The organism is Verrucosispora sp. SN26_14.1 (assembly GCF_004307965.1).
Lineage (GTDB): Bacteria > Actinomycetota > Actinomycetes > Mycobacteriales > Micromonosporaceae > Micromonospora.
The window spans coordinates 1-4187 of sequence record NZ_SISL01000497.1 but is presented as its reverse complement, the minus strand read 5'-3'; the positions used below and the strand labels follow the sequence as shown (position 1 = coordinate 4187).

General features: G+C 72.7%; 1 protein-coding gene and 1 pseudogene. One reads left to right on the top strand and one right to left on the bottom strand.

Features of this window, described 5'->3' with window-relative positions:
• Nucleotides 1–31: 31 nt before the first annotated feature.
• Nucleotides 32–3601, top strand: a complete 3570-nt coding sequence (gene fxsT, locus EYA84_RS27825) for an FxSxx-COOH system tetratricopeptide repeat protein (RefSeq protein WP_275540819.1) — start codon at nucleotides 32–34, stop codon at nucleotides 3599–3601.
• Nucleotides 3602–3654: 53 nt separating this feature from the next.
• On the opposite strand, the pseudogene EYA84_RS32715 reads toward fxsT, so the two are convergent.
• Nucleotides 3655–4187 (bottom strand): annotated as a pseudogene (locus tag EYA84_RS32715) (hypothetical protein); the annotation flags it as partial.

Below are 4187 nucleotides of genomic sequence, written 5' to 3'. Positions count from 1 at the left end.
ATGTGTATAAGAGACAGGTCCGTCGACGGCGTTGCCGCCGGTCGGCCGCCGCCGCCTGGTGTTGGTGCTCAGCGACGGGGCCGGACCGGCCTGGCACTCCGGTGCGGTCCTTCCGCACCTGCACGAGTGGGCGAGCCGGCAACCCGTGGCGATGGTGCACCTGCTGCCCCAACAGATGTGGCACCGCACCGGCGTGCAGCCGCTGCGGCTGCGCCTGCGGGCCGCCGCACCGGCGACGGCCAACTCGCGGTGGGAGTGGCGTCACCACAACACGCTCCAGGCGCTGCTCGCCGAGGAGCCCCGACCTGCCGGCGGGCCGGTGCCGGTGCCGGTGGTGGAGCTGCGCCCGCGCTGGCTGGCGGCCTGGGTGGAGCTGCTCGCCTGCCGGGCACCACGCTGGATCGACATGCCCGCCCTGCTCACCACCGACCGACCGGCCCCGGACCGGACGCCCCGGCCCACCGTCGGGCCGGACGCCGCCCGACGGGTACGCGAGTTCATCTCGTGGGCCTCGCCGGAGGCGCTGCGCCTGGCCACCCACCTGGCCGCCGCGCCACTGGACCGGTCGGCCGTCCGGGTGGTGCAGCGGACGCTGCTGCCCCGGTCCACCACCCTGCACCTGGCCGAGGTGCTGACCAGCCCGCTGGTGCGGACCGTCGGCACCGGTGACGACCGCACCTTCGAGTTCCTCCCCGGCGTACGGGCCGAGTTGCTGGCGGCCGGTCGCCGCGCCGACACCGTACGGGTCTGGCAGCTCCTCTCGGCCCGGCTCGGACGGGTCCGTCCCGCGATCGCGCACTGGGGACGGGTGCTCGACGACCCGGCGGGTGTCGAGATTCCGACGGTGGCCCCGGCCGACGTCGCGCTGGTCCGGATCGAGCAGGACGTGATGCGGGCGCTCTCCGGGCGGTACCTTCCCCGGGCGCGGCTGCTCGGCGAGGCGCTGGCAGCGGTCAACCAGGAGGGCGGCACCGACCCGGTCGTCAGGACTCCCGCACCTGCCGGTCGGGATGCGATGATAGCTGTCGGCGCTGATGCCGACGCAGACCGTAGCGTAGGTACCGAAGGAGCCGGCTTGTCGTCCAGCACTCCCGCAGACGCCACCGCCCCAGCCCGCACCCCGGCCGTCTGGGGCAACATCCCGCCGCGGAACCCGAACTTCACCGGCCGCAAGGAGCCACTCGCCCTGCTGCACCGGCAGGTGCGCGGCGGCACCACGGCAGTCCTGCCGCACGCCCTGCACGGGATGGGCGGCGTCGGCAAGTCCCATCTGGCCGTCGAGTACGTCTACCAGCACCAGGGCGAGTACGACCTGGTCTGGTGGATCCCGGCCGAGCGGCCCACCCAGATCAACGCCTCCATCGTGGAGCTCGCGGCGCGGATGAACCTCGCCTCCGGGCCCGACATCGGCAGCGCCCGCGTCGCCGTCCAGGAGGCCCTACGGCTCGGTCGGCCGCACCCTCGCTGGCTCCTCGTCTTCGACAACGCCGAGAGCCCCGAGGCGTTGGTGCCGTACCTCCCCACCGGCGGTTCCGGCGACATCATCATCACGTCCCGGAACCCGGGCTGGGCCAACGTCGCCCGCACGTTGGAGGTCGACGTCTTCCCCCGGGAGGAGAGCATCGAGCTGTTGCGCCGCCGGGGTCCGGAGCTGACCATCGAACAGGCGGACCGGCTGGCCGAGGCGCTCGGTGACCTGCCGCTCGCGTTGGAGCAGGCGGCGGCCTGGCGGGCCGAGACCGGCATGCCGGCCGAGGAGTACCTGCGACTGTTCGAGGAGAAGCGCATCGAGCTTCTCGAACAGGCCCCGCCGATGGACTATCAACTGCCCGTCGCCGCCGCGTGGAACGTCTCGCTGGACCGACTCGTCGTCTCCAATCCGGCCGCCTTCCGGCTCCTACAGGTCTGCTCGTTCCTCGCCCCGGAGCCCATCCCGCGCACCCTGTTCAGCGGCGCGCAGAACGACGACATCCACCCGGAACTGAACGCCGCGCTGCGCGACCCGATGCGGCTCAACCGCGCGATCCGCGACATCAACCGGTACGCGCTCGCCCGGGTCATCCACCGGACCAACTCGATCCAGATGCACCGGCTGATCCAGGCCGTCCTCATCGACCGGATGGCCCGGCCGGACCGGGAGACCGTCCGCAACAGCGCGCACCTGCTGCTCGCCTCCGGCGACCGCAACGACCCCGACTCGCCGGCCAACTGGGCCAGTTACGCCGAGCTGTACCCGCACGTGATGGCCTCCGACGCGGTGCACTCCCACCAGCCGTGGGTGCAGCAACTGGTCTTCAACGAGGCGCGGTATCTCTACTGGTGGGGCGACTTCACCGCGTCGCTGGAACTGGCCGAACAGGCGTGGCGGGCCTGGAGCAGCAGCCTGGGCGAGGACGCACCGATGACGCTCACCATCGGCCACTGGCTCGGCTTCATGCTCTACCGCCTGGGCCGGCACCGCGAGGCGGCCCAGCACAACGCCCGCATCCTGGAGCTCTACCAACGCAGCACCGTCGAGGACACCGAGGAACTGCTGCGGGCCATCGGCCAGGTGGCGGCCGACCTGCGGGCGTCCGGGGACTTCCGTCGCGCCCTGGAGATGGACGAGGACCTCTACCAGCGGCACATCCAGGCGCTCGGCGAGGACGACCCGAACACGCTCAACGCGGCGCACAACCTGGCGGTCAGCCTCCGCCTGACCGGTGACATCCGGCGCGCGTACGAGGTCGACCGGGCGACGTACGACCACCGGGTGCTGCTCTTCGGCGAGGACCACGCGCAGACGCTGGAATCCCACCTCAACCTCATCATCGACCGCCGGGAACTCGGCGAATACCTCCCCGCCCGGGCCGAGATGCAGAACGTCGTGGACCGGCTGCCCCGGGTCTGGGGCTCGGCGCAGACGCAGACGTTGACCGCGCGACGGCGACTGGCCTCGGCGATCCGCAAGGCCGGTGACCACCGCGCGGCCCTGGCGCTCTCCCAGGAGGTACGCGACGGCTTCGCGGCCCGCTTCGGCGAACACCACCCGGACACCCTGCTGGCCGCCTTCGGTCTGGCCGTCGACCTGCGTGCCACGGGTGACCTGGAGGCCGCCGCCACGCTCACCGCCGAACTCGTCGGCTGGTATCGGGAACTCTTCGACTCCGACCATCCCTACACGGTGGCGACTCAGCTCAACGGCGCGATCGTGGACCGGTTGCGCGGCGACGTGGCGCGCGCCCGCAGCACCAACGAGAAGGGGTCGGCGGTGCTGACCCGGCGGCTCGGGCCGGACCATCCGCTGACCCTGGCCGCAATGATCAACCTCGGCAGCGATCTCTACGCGCTCGGGGAGCACGCCGCCGCGTACGACCTCGACCGGCGCACCGCCGACCGCTGCGCCGAGGTCTTCGGGCCGGACCATCCCACCACGCTGATCTGCCTCGGCAATCTCGCCCAGGATCTCGTCTCGCTCGATCGGGAGGAGGAGGCGAACAGCCTGCACGTCGCGATCAGCGAGAAGTTCGCCCGGGTGCTCGGCGAGGAGCACCCGGCCACCGTGGCCGGCACCGACCTGACCATCCGGGGCGACTGCGACCTGGACCCGATGCCGTTGTAGCGGCCTCCGGAGAGCCGGGGTGGCGGCCTCCACCCCGGCATCCGGCTCTCAGCTCAGTGCTTGCCGGCGCCGATCCAGGCGGCCAGCTCCAACGGCTCCGGCACCGGCGTGCCCTGGTCACGCAGCCCGAGGTAGACCGCACGGACCAGTTCCGGCCGGTCGCGAAGCGCCTCGGCGGCCGGTCCCGGGTAGATGTCCCCGGCGGTCTGGCCGAGACCGGCCCAGGCGGCCGGCGAACCCGGTTCGGTCGACAGCGCCCTCAGGTAGCCTGCCTGGGCCTGCGCCACCTCGCCACAGACGTGGGCCAGTTCGGCCGGCCCGGCGCCGGAGACCCGCGCGCCGACCGCCGACGCGTCGGTACGGAGCCGGTCGAAGCCCTCCGGGTCGGTGATCCGCCACAGCTCCAGCACCGCACGGGTGTCGAGACGGCGGGCGGCGGCGTCCGCCTCGACGGTCGGCGCGACATCTGGCGCGGTGGGCACGGGCTGTCCCGCTATCCACGCCGCGACCACCGCCGACACCACCTCGGGGGCGGGCCTCAGGTGGTGGGTGCGCCACCGCGCCCGGTGGTCGGCCACCGCTGCCC